Origin of the sequence: Pedobacter sp. SYP-B3415, assembly GCF_004138205.1 — a bacterium.
In the GTDB taxonomy this organism is placed as follows: domain Bacteria; phylum Bacteroidota; class Bacteroidia; order Sphingobacteriales; family Sphingobacteriaceae; genus Pedobacter.
On the sequence record NZ_RXNQ01000035.1, the window covers coordinates 258,020 to 274,920 of the forward strand.

Genomic DNA, 16,901 nt, shown 5'->3' on the forward strand with positions numbered 1-16,901 from the left:
TTAAGATTGTAGCGTACCGGCAATTACATCCTGAGGTCTCACCCCGCCCTGGTCGCTGGACCGGTAGGCAGACTCAACAGCGGCCATGGTGTGTATAACGTCTTCGACGGATGTGTGCAGAACCGCATCGCTCCCTTCGCGATACCGCATCAGGTTGGCCATTGTACCGATGAATGCCTCGGGAAACCAGGTTCCTTCGAGCTCGAGCGTGTTCCACTGTGGAAAGCCAGGTTCATCAAACAGACAATATTGAAATACGTCTGGCACCCCGTGCGGATAATCCATGAGGAGGCCCATCTTTGCCTTGATGGCACCTTTAGTTCCCTCCCATTTAATAAAGCTTTCCTGGTGTTCTGCACCAAATGCGTGGTCGTGGTTGGTATTGATTACCGCGCGAAGCTCTGTCCCGTAATCCATAAGAATCGTTGAGCGCGACGACGAAAGGTCTTTAGAAGGATGCCGGAGTGTCTTTGCCAGCACACTGGCGGGATTCCCCAAAAAAGAACGTACCAGGTCTACATAGTGAATGCTATGGTACTGTATTTCAAGCCGAGGATGTACGATGACGTGCGGAAAGATTTCCCAGGGGGTTTTGATTGTAACCCGTACCTCCATATCATACACGGTTCCGATGGCGCCCGAATCAATCAGCGATCGTGCGGCGGCTACAAATGAAGCAAAACGAAGCTGGAAATTGATTGCAGCAATCAACCGTTTGCGGCGGCAAAGCGCAAGGATATCAAACGCCTGCTGCAGGTCATCACCCATCGGCTTCTGAATCAGCACTGCGCTGCCATCGGGCAGCTGTGCAAGTGTATCCAGGTACTGTTCCGGCATGATGGTCACATCATAAACAACGTTTTCAGGTGCGTTAGCGACTGCATCTGCAACGGTGTCATAGACGTTGGGGATATTGAAGCGTGCGGCCAGTGCTTCGGCCCTGGAACGCGTGCGGTTCACGATGCCATGCACGCTGAAGCCGGCTTTGGCATAGGCCGGCAAGTGTGCATCGGCCACGATACCACCTGCACCGATTATGATGACCGGCTGCCTGGTCTTGGGCAATACTGGTTTGTAAATTATTTCGTCTTTCATTGCAGTAGGTCAATTTCGGTTTGCGCCTCCCGGAGCAGGCCGGAAATATTTCCGCCTTCAAGCGCTTTTGTAACCAGGTTGTCGATAACCGCTGCGGTAGCAGGCCATTGGCGGCTTCTGGGCAGCACGCGCGCCACATCGTGCAGATGCTCCAGCTTGTGATAGTAAGGAATGACCTTATTTACATCGGGGTCTTTCCAGGTAGAAATACGACAGCCTATACCTCCGCCAAGGGTAAGGTCTTTATCCTGCGGTGCGGCAGTTGCATAACGCATAAAATTATAAGCAACCTGTTTATGCGGACTTCCGCTACCCATCGCATATACCCAGTAAACGTTCAGGGAGGCTGAACCGGATCCCGGCTGCGCCGGAAGGCCCGTAACATGAACGCGGCCTTTTACCTTTGAATCAGTGTCCACCTCACACATAGCGGCAAAGCCAAACCAGTTGATCATCATGGCCGCCTCGCCCCTGGCAAATGCAGCTCCGGCTGCTACCGATTCAAAGCAGGCAGATCCGGGATGAACCGCCTTTGCATCTGTGACCAGATCGCGGTAAAAACGCAAACTGTCTGCGGCGGTGGTTGTGTTTATATTGATTTTACCGTTTGCATCTTCCAATGCGCCGCCGCGCGTCCATAACTGCAGGCAAAAGTCAAAGACTGCGTTGTGCCCGTCGGGGTAACAGGCGAAGATGCTGCCGTAAATGCCTTGTTCAGGACGTTGAAAAAACCGGGCTATCTGATGGAAATCCTCCCAGGTTTCGGGTGCCTGAAGCGGTTTACGGTAAATTGCCTGGTAATTGCGCTGTTCTTCCGGATCTTCAAAAAGATCACGGCGGAGCAACAAACATTCCGGTCCGTCATGGAACGGAACACCAACCACCTGGTCGCCGAATCGCTGAAGTCCAAGCAGGGACGCGCTCCAGGCGTGCGGAAAACCCTCAAGCGGCGAGCGTGTCATATAGGGGTTTAAAATTTCGAATGCCTTTTTATCATAACCTGCCGCCAGCCAGTCTGTATTGATATGTGCAACGTCAAACGCACCATTCGCCAGGCCTTCGTTTGCAATGGTCTCCGCATACAGCTGATGCAGGTCCATCACGACCATGTCCAACTGAAGTTTGTTTCCTGTTTCTGCAGCAAAACTATTCCAGAAGCGCTCCATAGCGCGTTCAAACGGACCGAACTGCCGCACGGCGATACGAAAAACCTGGTTGCGTTCAAGCTTCATGTATGGTTTTAATCTGGTTAAATTCATTCCTGATCTGCTCGTTGTCCTGACCCAGTTTTGGCGAGCCGACACTTGAAGTCAGCAATTCGCCATCAATTCTGATCGGGCAACGTGTAGTGCGGTAGCTGTACCCGTCAGACATTTGTACATCCTGGATCATGTTCAGCGCCGCAAAAGCTTCATGTGAAGACAACTGGTCCCAGGAAAGCACATCGGCGCACCAGATATCTGCCGGTTCAAGACGCGACAACCAGTGTGCGGTTGTTCCGGTAAGGAGGTGCCCTGCCAGTATTGTTTTTATCAGGTCGCGCTGATCAAAAGCCTGGGCGGAGTCCTTAAAGACAATTAATTCTTCACAAGAAAGCAGTTCAGCCAATACGGGAATTGAACCCATTGCCAGGGCGATGTGCCCATCGGCCGTCTGGTAAATCCCGTACGGTGCACCAAGGTATGCATTTGCATTGTTTTTTTCTGTTCTCAGCGGCAGTACCCGGCCATCGTTCAGAAACGTAGTGATGGTCTCAAACTGAAAATCAAATGCAGACTCCAGCATACTTACCTGTACCAGACCACCGTTACCATGCATCGCCTTCTGATACAGACAAGCCAGGAGTCCCTGCGCCAGGTGTGCACCGGCGAGCATATCGACAATCGATAGGCCCATTGCAACCGGTCCGCTTCCGGCATTTCCCGTTAGCGAAGTGAGCCCCGTCAGCGACTGGAGGAGGAGGTCTTGTCCGGGCTTTTGTTTCCAGGGTCCTTCGTTTCCATAACCTGATATTTCGCCATACACAATACCGGGATTAATGGCCGATACTGAGGCGTAGTCAAAACCCAGCCGCTCCATGACGCCAGGCCTGAAATTGTGGATCATCACATCTGCCTTTAGCAGCAGCGCGGTAACCAGTTCACGGTCGTCGGCATCATGCAGGTCGGCAGCAAAACTTTCTTTATTTCTGTTGATGGCATGAAAAACGGAAGACGCGCCGTTCATTTCCAAATCTGACGTATAGAGGCTACGGCAGATATCACCTCCGCCCCTTCGTTCAATTTTTATCACCCGGGCCCCGAGGTCAGCAAGTCTTAATCCTGCAGACGGTCCGGAAAGAAACTGGCTGAAATCTACAATGAGAAAATCTTCGAGTGGCTTCATATTAATTCAGTTCAAATTCAGCGTTCAGCGCACTGTTGTGTGCGCCAAGTCGAGGTGCAGGAATAGCAGATTTGAATTTTTCTCCATTAATTCGGAGCGGGCAAACCACTGTGCGGATGCTGTGCCCACCGGGAATCAGTACCGTTTGTTCAATATCGGCGGCTTCATAAGCCTTGTTTGACGTAGCTTGTTCGTAATCAAGAACAGGCGCACACCAGAGACCTGCAGCATCCAGCTGATCAAGCCAATGCTGTCCGGGGCCCGTGATGAGTCTTTGGGCCAGACAGGCAATGATCTCATCGCGGTTACGAAAAGCCGCAGCATCGCCGGCCGTGAGGCCGTTGAGATCGGCGCCAATTGCCTGGGCAATCTGTTGCAGGTCGCCCATGGCCAGGGCAATATGCCCGTCGCTGGTTTGATATAAGCCATATGGAGCGCTCAGATAAGCATGGGCACCCTCGCGCGCGGCACTTCTTTGCGGCAATTTGCCGCCGTCGTTCAGATAGGTAGTCAGTACTTCGAACTGCAGATCGAGGGCAGATTCCAGCAGGCTAACCTCGACCAGGACACCTTTTCCGGTGCGTGAACGTTTGATGAGGGCGGCCAGCAGTCCCTGGGCCAGGTGATTTCCACAGAGTATATCTGTTACAGAAAGACCAAAGGGAACCGGACCGTCGCCCGCGCTTCCGGATAAATACGTCAGACCCGACACTGACTGAACAAGCAGATCCTGCCCCGGCTTGGCCGACCAGGGCCCTTCGTTGCCATAGCCGCTTACAACGCCGTAAATAATTTTCGGATTGAGGCTGCTTACCTGCTCAAAACCCAGTCCGATCTTTTCCATAATACCAGGCCGGAAATTGTGGGTCATGATGTCTGCCCGGGCAATAAGTTTTTTTACTTTGCTAAGGTCATCAGGGTCTTTCAGGTCGGCTTCGTAACTTGATTTGTTCCGGTTTATCGTGTGAAAAAGGAGGCTGTCATCATCAACAAACAGGTTTTTGATGGCAAGGCCCCGGCAGGCATCGCCGGTGCCGCGGCGTTCGATCTTAATAACGCGTGCACCCAGATCTGCGAGCCTCAGCCCTGCAGAAGGACCGGCAAGAAACTGGCAAAATTCGAGCACAAGAAGCTCTTCTAATGGTTTTTTCATGCGGGGATGAGGTTTTTTGAACGGACGTACAATTCATTCAGTTCACAGAGCACTTGTTCCTCGTTACCGCCCTGCATCAGGTAATCGCGTACAATATCGCCGGCATGGTCCTGGAAATACATATGCCCGGCATAACGTGGCCTGAGAAAAGCCCGGTCTAAGGCTGGCAGGGTATCCAGGAAATAGTTTCCGCTCCTGCGGTTCACTTCAGCGTTCAGCCAGGCAGCACGATGCCCCGGCTGCCCGCCATTGTCAAAGTAAAGCGTTTGCTGTGTCTGCGGGTCGGCGCAATAGCGCAGGTAGGCCACGGCAGTTTCAACCTCGCTGCAACGGGCTGAGATAGCAAGACCGGTTCCGCCGAGCGTGCTGCGCAAACGTGTCTGGCCGTCGAGGCTGATCATGTCGTGGAAACGAAGTTCGCGACGGGCATAACCTGCCCGTGCATAGTTTGAATAACCATATGCAAAGGGGCAGTACGCAATATCATCAGCGCATGTCATGGCTTCGTAAACCTGGATCGGATTGCGATTGAAGTTCTCCCGATCAATCAGTGAAGCAAGTTCCCGGTACAGCTTTAAAACCCTGATTCCGGTCGCTTTCGAGACCACTTCGGTTTCTGACTGGCAGGGATCTTCACCTGAAGAGCAGCACAGCGTGTAAAAATTCATCAGCACATCAATCGGGATACCGGCAAAAGCAACCAGCCCCTGTTCTGCCAGGTACAGAAGATCGTGAAATGACCCGGGCAGCGACAATTGTCTTTCCTTTAACAGATCAGGCCTGCTCGCCGCAACCGGCGTTGCTGCATCAATCGGAAGGGCCCATTGCCTGCTGTCGAACGAATAACTTTCATACGAAGCGCCAACACTCTGCCGCGCCTGGTCTTCAAGAAACGCGGCTCCAAGGTATTTGTCAAGAGGCAGAATGGCAGCCGATTTTGCGGCATAACCAGCCCATGGATGGTCGATAACCAGTAAATCGAAACGCGCGGCCAGTTCAGCGATCGAAAGATCTGCGAACTGCTGCAGACTTCGTTTCTCCCAGCTTATCTCTACACCCGGATTTAGTTCAGCAAAACGCTGCGCGGTTGCTACCATAGGCAGCAAACCGCGGCTGTGGTTCCAGGTAATTCCTTTTAGTCTTATTTTTTCCATCCCGAACGCTGATCTCTGTTTATGCTATTTATGTTGATTTATACTCTTTACGACGATTTGCGCTGCCGGTAAGCCATCTGCAGATGCCGTTAATTTTATTGAACCTTCCACGCTGCCCGGCCTTACAATAACCAGGCATTTACCACGGTACGCTTTACGGTAATTTGCTTTGAAGGGTTCAACACTGGCCTGGAAACCATTGTCCACTCCGGCTATTGAACCGGGTCCCTCCAGCCTGAAGGTTACCAATTGTTCGGCATCAGGCACCAGGTTACCCTTTTCATCGACGATATCGACCGTGATGAAAGACAAATCCTCCTGATCTGCCTTGATTGTGGTCCGGTCTGCTGAAAGACGAATCTGCGCAGGTTTTCCAGCCGTACTTACCGTTTTCTCCAGCACGGTTGTGCCGTTTTTTCTTGAGACAGCTTTCAGCGTTCCCGGTTCAAACGGAATCCGCCAGGATACATGAAGGTCGTCGTTTTTCTTCGATCTCTTTCCAAGCGACCTGCCGTTCAGGTAGAGTTCTGCTTCCTCTGCCTGGCTATAGTATGCCCAGACCTCGACTGTGTCTCCCTGCTTCCAGTTCCAATGTGGCAGCAGGTGCAGTACGGGCTTGTTTGTCCACTCACTCTGATACAGGTAATAGGCATCTTTCGGAAATCCTGCCAGATCAACGATGCCGAAGTACGAGCTTCTGGCCGGCCAGGGATAAGGCAGCGGTTCACCCAGATAGTCAAAGCCGGTCCAGACAAAGATGCCCGATACATGGTCATATCGTTTTGCCTCTTTTAGCGTCTCCTCATGTGTGGAACCCCAGTAAGCAGAGATATGATCATAAGATGAAGCGGCCCATTCCTTATTCCCTTCTGTAAATTTCGTTTTACCGTCTCTCGGCCAGCGGCGGATGGTGTCGACAGGCATGTCATAGAATCCCCGCGTTGCCAGTGCTGAAGTTGTTTCTGTTGCCAGGAATTTTTGCCCCGGATAGTTTTTCGGAAAGTCCCTGTATTTTTTGTGGTTGTAGTTTAGTCCGTAAATATCCAGCACACCAGCCTGGTAAATAAAGTTCTTTGACGAATCTGTTTCCGTCAGCGCAGAAATGACGGGCCTTGACCGGTCAAGCTTTTTAACTGTAGAGACCAGCTCGCGGGTCAGGGCAATACCCGTGCTGTCAAACTGCTCCCGGATCTCGTTGCCGATACTCCAGAGAATGACCGAAGGGTGGTTGCGGTCACGAATAACCATATCCTGCAGGTCGCGGGTATGCCACTCATCAAAATGGAGGTGGTAATCCTGTTTGTTTTTTTTCTTACGCCACATGTCGAAGGCCTCATCCATCACAAGCAGTCCCATTTTATCGCAGAGGTCGAGCAGCTCTGGTGCCGGCGGATTATGGGCGGTGCGGATGGCATTTGCACCCATTTCTTTCATGATCTCCAGCTGACGCTCGATAGCACGTGTATTTATGGCAGCACCAAGTGCGCCCAGGTCGTGATGCAGGCAAACGCCGTTGATCTTCATGGTGCGGCCATTTAATGAAAAGCCCGTTTTCGCGTCGAAAGCAAATTTCCTGATCCCAAACGGTGTTTCGTAACGGTCTATAACCCGGCCGCCTTCGCTAACGAGGGTTACCATCTTATAGAGGTATGGATTGGTTAACGACCAGAGCATGGACTTCGGCAGCGCAATTGTAGCGTTTGTTTCGGTTTCACCGGAACGAAGCACGACCTGCTGCCGGCTGGCCCGGGCGATGATCTTCCCTTGCGCATCAACTACCTGGTGCTGTATTTCTACACGGCCCGGAGCATCCTGGTTAATAAGCCTGGCAGCAACCGATACACGGGCAGGCGCAGTGCTTCCCGAAACATCTGCAGACCCCGTCACCTCAGCCTGCACAAATGTTCCCCAATGCGCAATTGCCTTGCGCGCAGTCGACGTAAGCCAAACATTCCGATAAATGCCTGAACCCGAATACCAGCGCGAATCAGGCTGTGCAGCATTGTCAACGCGGACAGACAGGACATTATTCCCGGTCTTTAACCACTTGTTGAGGTTGTAAGCAAATGAACTATAACCGTAAGGACGTGTTCCGAGAAGATGGCCGTTCAGGTAGACCGAGCTGTTTTTGTAGATGCCGTCAAACTCAATGGTCCAATTTTTTTTTGCGAAACCTGCCGGTATGCTGAAGCTTTTCCTGTACCATGCGATACCCGTAGGCAGTCCTCCCCCTTCAGGTTTTGCCGGATGTTTTTCATCAAATTTCCCCTCGATGCTCCAGTCGTGCGGAAGTGTCAGACTGCGCCAGTTCCTGTCATCAAACGACCCCGAAACTGCTCCGGGGTGATCGCCCAGGGCAAATTTCCAGTTTGCATTGAAATTATTTCGGAGCCTCACCTGCCCGAATGCAGCCGAAACGATGAGTGACAAAACGAGAAAAAACTTCAGAGACTTAGCGATCATTATTTTCCGGGCGATAGGGTTTTAAACTGGATGGTACTTTTGCCGAGATCGACCGAGGTTGCAACGGCAATTCCACGTTGGTCCCGCCGGTCAACAGCGCAATAAAAATGGTAAACGATGCCGCGGTGTTTAATGACACATGATTTGTGGGCGTACAGCGCGTCGTAAGGTTCAGAAGATTCGATCAGGTTGTCGCCCTGCCAGTCGGTCCAATGGATAAGATCTTCAGATACGGCAAAACGGTTGTAGGCGCCAGGCCGGTCCTGCCAGAAAGCGCCGAAATAAAACATGACCCACAACCGCCCGATTTTCTGGATACTGGCATCGCCGGTTATGCCCACGGGGTGGTGCATAACGGGATCTTTACCAAAACGTTTCCAGTTACGCATGTCATTTGAGACCGCCATTCCAATGCGCTCATACCAACGGGTCTTCTTGTTATTTTTAAGAGAATCGCCGACTGCGTTGTAATACATAACAAAGCGGTGACCGGTCAAACGGCTTTTGTCTTCGATGACGGTGCTTTTGAAAAGTTTGTTCCGGTTCTCCCACCAGCGCACATCCTGATCAGCGGCACTAAGGACGGGCTGGGCCTCCCGCTCCCACTCAACCGCCGAATCCGGGTAGCGGCCTACCGAGGCCACGCCAATTGAAAGGGGTTCGGGTTCATAGCCTTGTTCACGGCCGCCGAAATATGACATCCAGTACCGGTTCTTGTAAGTGCCTAATGCATACGACCCGCCCCACCGTGTATCTACAAGTGCGTTATAGCCTGCTTTCTGGCTGGCATCCCAGCTTCCTTCAGAAAAAGAAAGCTGTCTGCCCAGTGTTTGCCAATTCAGCAGGTCCCCGCTTGTAGCCAGCCAGGTCTCGTAACCCCGGCCATTAAAAACAAGATAAGTCATAAACCACTTTCCATGCCGGCGGTAAATGGTCGGACAGTCAATCTTTTGGGTAGTATCTGCCGGCACCAGTACGAGGCCATACTTATGCGGCGTCCTGACCTCGGTGTAGATCCGCTGCATATCTGCGGAAGAAACGGTTTTCTGCGCATAGAGCCGCGGATAGGCTAAAAAAACCAATATGACGATTAGCCAGCTTATTTTCATTTCACCAAAAATTTATAGGTTCCTGAGCCAACTGCTACAAGGGTATTTTTTTCTTCGCTCCGCAAAATTTTTATGTCCGGATGCTGGCGCGCGTTCATGCCTGATTCGGTGATGCGCTGACCGGCTTCCGCCGGAAGATATACCGTTGCCGAGGTATTCGGCGGGATGGTCGTTTCGAGCATAAATTCTGAGCCGTCGCGCTTCCACCTGGTGCTGATCGTGCCGGAAGGCGAATCATAAGAAGCAGCGGCGTGTCTGATATCGCCGACCGGCTCCGGCCTGATGATAATTTTGCTGAAAGCGAGACCGGTTGTATCCTGTCTGATTCCGCCCAGGCCACTGTATAGCCACTCCATCAAATGGCCCAGCATAAAGTGATTATTCGACACCGATGGCAGAGCCGCCCATGATTCGGTCAGCGCCGTGGCACCCTGGGCAAGCTGATAGCCGTAACCCGGAACGTCGCTCCTGCTGTTCATATCATAGATCACATCAGAACGGCCTTCCTGTTCAAGTACCCGGAGTACATACCTGTATCCGATATCGCCGGCAGTAAGGCTGTTGCCGCGTCTGCGAATGTCCGCGATGAGGTTCTCAAGCACCTTTGCCCTGTTAGCCGGCTCTGCCATGTCCATGTAGAGGGCCATCGCATTTGCCGTCTGGCTGCCTGTGGCATACTGCCCGGTAGCAGCATCAAAAAATTTCTTATTGAAAGCGATGCGTACATTTTGTGCAAGCGCTGCATATGCCGATGCATCGGCACGGTTTCCCAGTACGGCTGCAATGCGCGCGGCGGTTACAAGATCAAGATAATAGATGGCACTGGCTGTTACACCCATCGGCGTAAGCTGCGAGACACCCGGCGGGTTTGGTCCCAGGTCATACCAATCGCCAAGGCCCTGAAAAAGGAGATTTCCTTTTGCCCTGGCAGCGAGGTAGGCCAGGTAAGCCCTGATCATCCCGTAGTTCTCATGAAGTGCGTTTTTGTCGCCATACCATTCGTACATGTTCCATGCTGCCAGGATCGAGCTGCTGCCCCATTCAGGCGAGTCTCTGAACATGCCATCGCCGTAATCGAATTTGACGTACTCCGGCGCTATTTCCGGCACCAGGCCTTCGGCGGTTTGTGAGTTACGCATGTCTTCAAGTGCCTTGCGAAACATGGGGGCAACATCAAAATTGTAGCGGACTGAGGCGCCCATCAGGTGCACCTGTTCAAGCCAGCCGAGTTTTTCACGGTGCGGACAATCGGTAAAAACGCTCGCCATGTTACTTTTTGTAGCCCAGTTGATCAGCTCAAAGGTTTTGTTAAACAGCGGCTCAGAACAGGCAAAGGTTCCGGTTTGCGTTGCTGCGTTTCGAACATGCAAAGCAGAAAGCGCCCTTAGCCGCGGCAGTTCCCGGACCTCCGGTTGGCCCGCAGGTATTGCACCTTCAACCTGCAGGTACCGGAATCCGGAATAAAAGAATCGTGGCTGCCAGGTCTCGGTTTCCCCGCCTTTCAATACGTATGTAAAATAACTCGGACTGCCCGAGGGTTTTTGGTTAATTGTTCCGTCTTCATTGAGCAGCTCGGCCTGGCGGATACGCACCGTATCGCCCCGTTTGCCTTTAACTTCCAGGCGGATGATGCCTGAGGCATTCTGCCCCAGGTCATACACCCAGCCCTTTGCAACAGCCTTTACAGATTTTGGTTCGAAGCGGTCAAAGAAACGCATGGGCGCTGTCTGCTGGGCAGATAATGCCGGTCCCCCGGTCAGCACCGCCGCTTTCCAGCTACGGTCATTAAACCCGGGCATATCCCAGCCGCTTTGTTCCAGACGCGCATCATAATCCTCACCGCCATAGATGCTTGAGAAAGTTATCGGCGAAGGCGCAGTTTTCCAGCCGGTGTCAGAAACGATATTTTGCTGACTGCCATCGGTGTATTCGAGCAGCACGCGGCAGATCATTTTGGGGTAGCCAAATGTGCTTTTCAGCTTCCGGTACCGGCCCTTTACAGGCGGCGTGTAGTAAAACCCGTTACCAAGCATAACCCCAAGCGCATTTGCCCCCCACCGGAGTTCTTTACTGATATCAAAAGTTACATATAAGGCTTGTTTGTCATACTTGGTCCAACCCGGATCAAGGAAATGATCGCCAACCTTTTTACCATTCAACGTCAGTTCGAAGTGTCCAAGCCCGGAAACGAAAGCTGTAGCCCGTTTTATTTTTTTTGCTATACGAAATTCCCTGCGCAGCATCGGCAGCACATTGCTGGTGCCGGCGGCAAATTTCTTCTTATCAGACGGAAGGATATCAATACTGCTGTCGGGCATTTTTTCATATCCGATCCAGGCAGCCTTTTTCCAGTCTCCTGGCGTCAGCAAACCCATTTGCCAGCTGGCTACCGGGCTCCAGGCCTGCCTGCCCTTATTATCCCAAACAGCGACACGCCAATAATACACCCGCGCAGCCTGCAGGGTCTTCCCGCCAAAGCTGATCTGTTGTGTTGTGCTCCCGTTCAGGCGACCCGAATCCCAGATATTTGCTTTGCCTGCCAGGAGCAGCTCTGGCTGGTCGGCAACCATGACCCGGTAAGCCGTCTGCATAATTCCGCGATCAGCAGCACGAAGCTGCCAGCTCAGGGCAGGTTTTGCCTGATCGACACCGAGCGGATTTTTGCGGTAGGCACAGGTCAGCCCGTCAACAGCAAGCCCGGTACCGGCCAAAAGATGCATAGGTACCGACAGAACCACTATGACGGCAAAAAACCGAACCATCCGGAAAGAGATAAGGGATATTGTACTCATAACACGAAGTTATGCCATAACTGCAAAGACGCAGCCGGTGGCAGAACGGGTTTTATTGGTTTTTGGTTAGACTCGTTTAATTCAAATATAAATGTTTTTTTTAAATATGAACAAATACTGCATGCGAAATTGTAACTTGAAATAAAAACATCGCATTTTTGTATGTTTGAATGAATTAACCAGGTATATGAAAGAAACCGAGTCAAAATATCAGGCACCCGCTCTGGATAAGGGCCTTGACATTCTCGAATATTTATCTTCTCAATCGGTACCGCTCTCGCAGACCGAAATTGCAACGGGTATCTCCCGCAGTCCGAACGAAATTTATCGTATGCTCATGAGCCTTGAAGGAAGAGGTTATGTGCTGCGCGACGAAGTTTCGGGAAAATACAGGCTTTCGCTGAAACTTTTTTATCTCTCGCACCGGCATTCACCGATAGACGAGCTGCGAAAGGCTGCGCAGTTTCCGCTGGAGGAGCTGGCCAACACGGTGCGGCAGTCCTGCCACATGAGCATCTTGTATATGAATCAGGTCATGGTCGTTATTCATGCAAAGAGTCCAGGGCCTATTGCGCTCTCAATCGAAGAAGGGAACCTGTTTCCGTTGCCGCTTACAGCCTCGGGCCGCGTTCTGCTCGCGTTTATGCCTGAGCAGGAACGCAAAAAAATCCTGTCCGTTAACCCCGTCTTCAAAAAATATCCGAAACCTGACCGTCAGCGTTTCATCGATTCGTTAAACGCAATTGCCGACAGCGGCGCTTATCTGAAGCCGAGTGATCTGGCAGAAGGTGTTACTGACATTTCAGTGCCGATTGGCAGACATCAGAACGGCGTGGTAGCGTGTCTGACCATTTCTATGCTCAGCGCCTTGCACAACACCGACTCACTCAACCAGGACCAGATTCTGGAGCATGCCAACCAATGCGCCGCTAAAATCGAGCAACGCATCGGTCTGATCGGTTTCCCGCTTTAGTTGCGCAGGCTTACGGTATAACTTTTCCCGGGCTGCAGTGCTAATTCATATTGGCCGTTACCGGTTTTGCGGGCACTGGCGCCATCACGGCCCGGTTTTGATTTGCTAGTAAAGCGCAGCAGGCCTTCGCCTCGGGCAGCCCTGACACGAATCTCTCGGCTGCTTGCGTAAACCTGCACATCGCCTTTTGGGGTAGGTACGGTACCTTCAATCCACTCCAATCCGCCGCGGCTGGGTTCAACCAGATAGGTGGCATAACCGGGCGAAAGCGGTTTTACACCAAGATAATATTTGCCGAGCAGGTAGAGCGGGCTTGCACCCCAGGCGTGGCACAAACTTTTACCAAATGGCCTGCCATACATAGCCAGGTGCCCTGCCCCGCTTTTATCAGGGTTGTACTCTTCCCAGAAAGAAGTCGCTCCCAGCTTCAGCATACCGCCCCAGTAATCTTTTATTTCTTTGGTTACCAGCGTCTGTTCGCCAAGTGCACAAAGTGCCTCCAATTCGTAAAACCGCATATAGGGGGTCGTGATCTTCTTAACGTCATTATTCAGCAGGACGGATTTTTTGACTTGCTGTTTCTGCGGTGCATTAAAGTAATCGAAAAATATCCCGAACATGTTGGCATACCGTGTTACGTTACCGGCAGGCTTACCCTTGATTCGGCTATGAACAAGCGCCTGTTTTTTTTCGTCCCAATACAGGCTGAAAATCTTTTCGCGAAGTGCCGACGCCTGTGTCCGGTATGCTAAAGCAGCGGCTGTATCTTCTGCCAGGTCGGCGCACAGGGCCATGGTTTCCAGACTCCGGCAAAAGAGCACCTGCTCGAAACTTACAGCGCCTTCTTTGCTCAAACCTTCTGCCCAGTCTATAAACACCCAATCGCCCGGCATCCACTCAAGCAACCCCTCGCTGTTGCGCCGCTTATTAGTAAACTCCATCAGTGTTTTCATGCGCGGATAAATGGCTTTTACAAAGTTTTTGTCGCCCGTATAATTGTAGTAATCATAAATACCAAGAAACCAGTAGAACGAATAGTCCATGATGGTGTTGATATGAGCGGTTACGGGATCTTTGCCCCTTTGCGCCCAAAGGGTGCGTACCACTGTCGGCGAGTCGAAAAAAGCGTAATAATTCATCAGGTAACTCTGATACGCATCACCAGACCACACCCAGCGATCTCTTTTAATACCGTCAATAAAGAATTCCCGCGTGTTCAATTCAAATGTATACCTGGCGATGTCCCATATTTTGTTGATCCCGGCATCATTACACCTGAAACTTCCCCGATTGTTTACCGGTGCAAATTCGTAATCCATCCCGATGCCATCGAGCTGTATGCCCAGGCCATGTTCAACCTGTACAAATCTGAATGCCTTTGAAAGCGATAATACGCTGTCGCGTTTTTCGGGATTGTTTATATCAAGTATGTCTAGCGTTTCACAGAACTCTTTTGAAAGGGCCTCTTCTTTTGACTCACCATAATAGAGGGTGATCAGGCCTGATCCGCGCAAACCTTTCAGGCGCACAAAACCGAATGTTTCCCGGCCAAAATCTGCAATGAATCCGCCTGCAAGTTTTTCAACCTTTACTGCTTCCACAGGTTTTACCGGCAGGCGGTATGCCGACGGCAGTACAGCCATGTCTGTCATCCCCCAGCTGCCCGCAGGAACGAAAGTGGTTCCCGACTTATCGGAGGTTTTGCCGCTGGCATCAATCCATTCTTTATCCTCAAAAGTTGCCAGCCAGCTGGTATCTGAATGGATGGTTTTGCCCCGGATGAAAACAGCAGGCACGTGAGCCTGGTTGTAAACTTTCAGGCTGATGCGGTGTTTGCCGGCGGGTACCCGGAAAGTGCCTGGAGAAGCTGGAATGGCTTTACCGTCAATTTTCAGGTTGTACTGCCCTTCGACCTTTACCAGTACCTCTTCCTCTGCCGGCACCGTTACCTCCTTGTGAAAGTCTACCAGCGCATAGTGACTATCCATTTTCCAGAACGGTGGAAAAAACGAGCCGCGCTCGGTACGGCGGTTCTGCATTACATTACTCATCCAGATATCAAAATCGCCGGGATACCAGATCCAGGAAGCCGTTTGCGCCTGCAGGCTTTGCATGATGAAAAAGAAAGACAGAAACAGGCAGGCAGACTTCGAAAGTTTTTTGAAAATATACATCAGGGTATGAATTTAATGTCCGTTAAAAAAGAGATATAAGCCAATCATGACCACTGCAAGTGCTGCCCACACCAGCCAGACGCGTGCTTTTGTACGCGGTATCGCTGTAGCGGCAGCAGAACCGTTAAAAACGACCGGCGCCGGGTCTGTTAGTGTAATGGCTACGGCCAGAATGGTAAGCAGCATAAACAAAAGGAAAGACAGGACGAGGTAATGCGGCCAGAAAGCGTATTGGTCGGGCGGAAGTACCCAGAGATACAGGACTCCGGTGCCGAGGCTGATCACGGAACCGGCCGACAGCACAAAATTAACGGCACGCCGGCTGTTGCGTTTCCAGAATACGGTCAGGAGAAAGACTACCGAAAGCGGCGGTGCTATAAAACCAAGTACAGACTGAAAAACATCAAAAAGGTTCAAACCTTTTATGTTGTCTATAGCCAGGGTGACGAGAACGGCGAAGATACAGCCGGCAATAACGGTATAGCGGCCAACACGGATGATCTGTTTCTCGGTTGCTGCCGGATTCATCTTTTTAACATAAATATCCATCGTGAAGACCGTGCTTAGGGAATTGAGCGACGAGCCGATGGTACCGACCAGTACCGCCACAAGCACGACAATAACCAGCCCGTTAAGCCCCGGCGGAAAAAGATTTGTAACCATAGTCATGTAAGCTTCGTCGGGATTCTTAAGACCGGGGAAGAGCACATAACATAAAACACCTGTTAAAATAAACAGCGGAAGTGAGAGGATTTTTAACCAGCCGATAAAATTTACGCCCAGCTGCCCCTGTTCGAGGTTACGGGCGCCAAGCACTGATTGCACCATAGCCTGATCGGTACAAAAGAAGGCAATAGCTGCAACGGGATAACCAAGCAATATGGCGTACCAGGGGTATTTCGGATCACTTGCCGGCTGCACCAGGTTCCAGAATGCGGACGGCGTACGGTTATACAGTTCGCTGATGCCGCCCACCCGGTCAAGCCCGATCCAGCTCAGGGCCAGCGATACAGCGATCAGGAGGATCATCTGGAAGACATTCACACGTGCAATGGCGCGAAGGCCGCCAAAAAAGGTGAAGATTCCTGAAAAGAAGACGAGCACAATTACCGATTGCCACATGGGTATACCAAGAATCTGCCTGACAAGAAAACCACCGGCAAACAGCCCGAGTGAAAGCCAGGAGATCAGCATCTTGACGAGCGCATACCAGGCCAAAATATTTTGTGTCGAGTCTCCGTAACGCTGCCCCATAAACCCGGGCATTGTACTAACGCGGGCAGCAAGGTATCTAGGCGCAAAAACAATGGCAAGCAGAAAGAGAAACACAAAGGCGTACCAGTCAAAATTGACCGCGACGATGCCTGTGCTATAACCGATGCTGGCAAAAGCGAGCAGCATGGAAGGGCCTACGTTCGTTCCCCACATATTGAAGCCGATGCTGTACCAGTTTAGCGACTTATTGGCCAGAAAAAGCGTTCCGCCGGTCTTACGCGCGGATACACTGGCGCGATAACCGATCCAGGCCAGCACCAGAACATAAATTACTACAATGGCATAGTCCAAAATTGTAAGCCGGTCTAAAATGTTGTTCATGGCAGCG

At 51.5% G+C, this 16,901-nt stretch carries 11 protein-coding genes; 1 reads left to right on the top strand and 10 read right to left on the bottom strand.

The window, feature by feature from the left end; translation table 11 throughout:
* Genes EJV45_RS17210 through EJV45_RS17245 form a run of 8 tightly spaced genes read right to left on the bottom strand, consistent with a single transcriptional unit; the run spans window position 1 to window position 12,151 of the window.
* Complete coding sequence (locus EJV45_RS17210) at window positions 1–1,095, bottom strand: Gfo/Idh/MocA family protein (protein WP_129717656.1); 1,095 nt, start codon at window positions 1,093–1,095, stop codon at window positions 1–3.
* A complete protein-coding gene (locus EJV45_RS17215; protein WP_129717658.1) occupies window positions 1,092–2,327 on the bottom strand; it encodes an extracellular solute-binding protein in 1,236 nt (411 codons plus the stop codon). Before EJV45_RS17215 ends, EJV45_RS17210 begins: the two co-directional genes overlap by 4 nt.
* Window positions 2,317–3,480, bottom strand: a complete 1,164-nt coding sequence (locus EJV45_RS17220; protein ID WP_129717660.1) for a CaiB/BaiF CoA-transferase family protein — start codon at window positions 3,478–3,480, stop codon at window positions 2,317–2,319. The genes EJV45_RS17215 and EJV45_RS17220 overlap by 11 nt, the downstream gene beginning before the upstream one ends.
* Before the next feature lies 1 nt (window position 3,481).
* On the bottom strand, window positions 3,482–4,633 hold the full coding sequence (locus tag EJV45_RS17225) for a CaiB/BaiF CoA-transferase family protein (protein WP_129717662.1): 1,152 nt from the start codon (window positions 4,631–4,633) through the stop codon (window positions 3,482–3,484).
* Window positions 4,630–5,787 (bottom strand): ABC transporter substrate-binding protein, encoded by a 1,158-nt coding sequence (locus tag EJV45_RS17230; RefSeq protein WP_129717664.1) that lies wholly within the window; start codon window positions 5,785–5,787, stop codon window positions 4,630–4,632. The genes EJV45_RS17225 and EJV45_RS17230 overlap by 4 nt, the downstream gene beginning before the upstream one ends.
* A gap of 24 nt (window positions 5,788–5,811) precedes the next feature.
* Entirely contained in the window at window positions 5,812–8,250 is a 2,439-nt protein-coding gene (locus EJV45_RS17235) for a glycoside hydrolase family 2 TIM barrel-domain containing protein (RefSeq protein WP_129717666.1), read from the bottom strand.
* Window positions 8,250–9,359: a glycosylase gene (locus EJV45_RS17240; protein ID WP_129717668.1), complete on the bottom strand. Its 1,110-nt coding sequence runs from the start codon at window positions 9,357–9,359 to the stop codon at window positions 8,250–8,252. Before EJV45_RS17240 ends, EJV45_RS17235 begins: the two co-directional genes overlap by 1 nt.
* Window positions 9,356–12,151 (bottom strand): family 78 glycoside hydrolase catalytic domain, encoded by a 2,796-nt coding sequence (locus tag EJV45_RS17245; protein WP_240755324.1) that lies wholly within the window; start codon window positions 12,149–12,151, stop codon window positions 9,356–9,358. Before EJV45_RS17245 ends, EJV45_RS17240 begins: the two co-directional genes overlap by 4 nt.
* Before the next feature lie 187 nt (window positions 12,152–12,338).
* Here EJV45_RS17245 and EJV45_RS17250 point away from each other — a divergent pair, with 187 nt between their 5' ends.
* On the top strand, window positions 12,339–13,124 hold the full coding sequence (locus EJV45_RS17250; protein WP_129717670.1) for an IclR family transcriptional regulator: 786 nt from the start codon (window positions 12,339–12,341) through the stop codon (window positions 13,122–13,124).
* Here EJV45_RS17250 and EJV45_RS17255 read toward each other — a convergent pair.
* Together EJV45_RS17255 and EJV45_RS17260 are read right to left on the bottom strand one after the other, a co-directional pair.
* The gene (locus tag EJV45_RS17255) at window positions 13,121–15,298 is read right to left on the bottom strand and encodes a family 78 glycoside hydrolase catalytic domain (protein ID WP_129717672.1); all 2,178 of its coding nucleotides are present in this window, start codon (window positions 15,296–15,298) and stop codon (window positions 13,121–13,123) included. The two genes, EJV45_RS17250 and EJV45_RS17255, sit on opposite strands and share 4 nt — an antisense overlap.
* 12 nt (window positions 15,299–15,310) lie before the next feature.
* Window positions 15,311–16,894: a sodium/solute symporter gene (locus EJV45_RS17260; RefSeq protein ID WP_129717674.1), complete on the bottom strand. Its 1,584-nt coding sequence runs from the start codon at window positions 16,892–16,894 to the stop codon at window positions 15,311–15,313.
* Window positions 16,895–16,901: the final 7 nt, after the last annotated feature.

What these genes read in the sequence shown, in the direction of transcription:
- EJV45_RS17245 (WP_240755324.1), bottom strand. Translation starts at nt 12,151, where the DNA reads ATGAGTACAATATCCCTTATCTCTTTCCGGATGGTTCGGTTTTTTGCC.
- EJV45_RS17210 (WP_129717656.1), bottom strand. Translation starts at nt 1,095, where the DNA reads ATGAAAGACGAAATAATTTACAAACCAGTATTGCCCAAGACCAGGCAG.
- EJV45_RS17260 (WP_129717674.1), bottom strand. Translation starts at nt 16,894, where the DNA reads ATGAACAACATTTTAGACCGGCTTACAATTTTGGACTATGCCATTGTA.
- EJV45_RS17215 (WP_129717658.1), bottom strand. Translation starts at nt 2,327, where the DNA reads ATGAAGCTTGAACGCAACCAGGTTTTTCGTATCGCCGTGCGGCAGTTC.
- EJV45_RS17220 (WP_129717660.1), bottom strand. Translation starts at nt 3,480, where the DNA reads ATGAAGCCACTCGAAGATTTTCTCATTGTAGATTTCAGCCAGTTTCTT.
- EJV45_RS17235 (WP_129717666.1), bottom strand. Translation starts at nt 8,250, where the DNA reads ATGATCGCTAAGTCTCTGAAGTTTTTTCTCGTTTTGTCACTCATCGTT.
- EJV45_RS17225 (WP_129717662.1), bottom strand. Translation starts at nt 4,633, where the DNA reads ATGAAAAAACCATTAGAAGAGCTTCTTGTGCTCGAATTTTGCCAGTTT.
- EJV45_RS17255 (WP_129717672.1), bottom strand. Translation starts at nt 15,298, where the DNA reads ATGTATATTTTCAAAAAACTTTCGAAGTCTGCCTGCCTGTTTCTGTCT.
- EJV45_RS17250 (WP_129717670.1), top strand. Translation starts at nt 12,339, where the DNA reads ATGAAAGAAACCGAGTCAAAATATCAGGCACCCGCTCTGGATAAGGGC.
- EJV45_RS17230 (WP_129717664.1), bottom strand. Translation starts at nt 5,787, where the DNA reads ATGGAAAAAATAAGACTAAAAGGAATTACCTGGAACCACAGCCGCGGT.
- EJV45_RS17240 (WP_129717668.1), bottom strand. Translation starts at nt 9,359, where the DNA reads ATGAAAATAAGCTGGCTAATCGTCATATTGGTTTTTTTAGCCTATCCG.